The sequence below is a fragment of the Neisseria sp. P0021.S007 genome, assembly GCF_051956855.1.
In genome coordinates, this window is record NZ_JBQCXA010001618.1 from 1 (window position 1) to 454 (window position 454).

The 454-nt window shown below is 50.0% G+C and carries 1 protein-coding gene; it reads left to right on the plus strand.

All coding sequences use genetic code 11. From position 1 onward, the window contains the following. Window positions 1-454 (plus strand): HD domain-containing protein (locus tag ACTHUR_RS20565; protein WP_440400650.1); only part of this gene is annotated, 454 nt, incomplete at both ends.

Below are 454 nucleotides of genomic sequence, written 5' to 3' on the forward strand. Positions count from 1 at the left end.
CAAGACCCTGAGTGGCATGCCGAAGGCGATGTATTTACGCATACCAAGATGGTATGCGAAGCCCTTTTACAATTGCCCGAGTTTCAAGCGCTTGATGGACAGGAGCAACATATTCTGTTTGCTGCCGCCATGCTGCATGATGTGGAAAAACGTAGTACGACCAAGCGTGAAATAGAAAACGGCAAAGAGCGTCTCGTTTCGCCGCATCACGCAAAAAAAGGCGAGCATACCGCCCGTACTTTACTGTATACCGAACTTGCCGCTCCGTTTGCTGTAAGAGAAGCAATCGCCAAACTCGTGCGCTTGCACGGATTGCCCTTATGGGCGATTAACAAGCCTAATCCTGAGCGAGCCGTCATAGCGGCCAGTTTGCAGGTCAATACTGCACATCTTGCCATGCTTGCTAAAGCCGATGTACTGGGTCGTATATGTTGCGACCAACAGGATATTTTGC